Source organism: Pseudomonas sp. (assembly GCF_050739655.1).
In the GTDB taxonomy this organism is placed as follows: Bacteria; Pseudomonadota; Gammaproteobacteria; order Pseudomonadales; family Pseudomonadaceae; genus Aquipseudomonas.
In genome coordinates this window covers 1-1,002 of sequence record NZ_JBOIBY010000090.1, presented here as the reverse complement: position 1 = coordinate 1,002, position 1,002 = coordinate 1, and the positions used below count along the sequence as shown (strand labels likewise).

Sequence of the window (1,002 nt, the reverse complement as noted above, 5' to 3'; positions counted from 1 at the left end):
ATCCCGGTTCCAGGTATCAACCCGGACCGACTCGCGGACCTGTTTCGACAGAATGAGGGGACCATTCTTAGCTTGTTCAACATGTTTTCCGGCGGCGCGCTGGAGCGGATGAGCATCTTTGCACTGGGGATCATGCCGTACATTTCGGCATCGATCATCATGCAACTGATGACCGCCGTCAGCCCGCAGCTGGAGCAGTTGAAGAAGGAAGGTGAAGCTGGCCGTCGCAAGATCAGCCAGTACACCCGCTACGGCACTGTCGTCCTCGCTCTCGTTCAGGCCATTGGCATGTCCATTGGTCTGGCGGGGCAGGGCGTTGCGTTCACTGGTGACTTTGGCTTCCATTTCGTCGCGGTATCCACGTTTGTGGCTGGTGCGATGTTCATGATGTGGCTGGGTGAGCAGATTACTGAGCGTGGTGTTGGCAACGGTATCTCGATGTTGATTTTCGCAGGTATCGTCGCCGGTCTTCCGAGAGCGATCGGGCAGTCTTTCGAGTCTGCACGTCAGGGTGATATCAACATCTTCGCCCTGGTTGCCATCGGTTTGCTGGCAGTAGCGATTATCGGTTTCGTGGTGTTCATTGAGCGTGGTCAGCGTCGTATCGCTGTTCACTACGCCAAGCGTCAGCAGGGCCGCAAGGTCTTTGCCGCGCAGACTAGCCACTTGCCGCTGAAGGTGAACATGGCCGGTGTTATTCCGGCTATTTTCGCGAGCAGCATTTTGCTGTTCCCGGCTTCGTTGGGTGCCTGGTTCGGTCAGTCTGAAGGTATGGGCTGGTTGCAGGACATCTCGCAGTCGATCGCTCCTGGTCAGCCGTTGAATATTCTGCTGTTTAGTGCAGGGATTATTTTCTTCTGCTTCTTCTATACGGCGGTGATGTTCAATCCGAAAGACGTAGCGGAGAACCTGAAGAAGTCCGGTGCCTTTATTCCGGGTATCCGTCCAGGTGAGCAGTCTGCGCGCTACATTGATGGCGTTCTGACTCGTTTGACCCTGTTC

The 1,002-nt window shown here is 55.4% G+C and carries 1 protein-coding gene; it reads left to right on the top strand.

All coding sequences use genetic code 11. The features are described 5' to 3' along the window. Nucleotides 1–1,002 (top strand): preprotein translocase subunit SecY (secY, locus tag ACRESJ_RS04860; protein ID WP_431756888.1); only part of this gene is annotated, 1,002 nt, incomplete at both ends.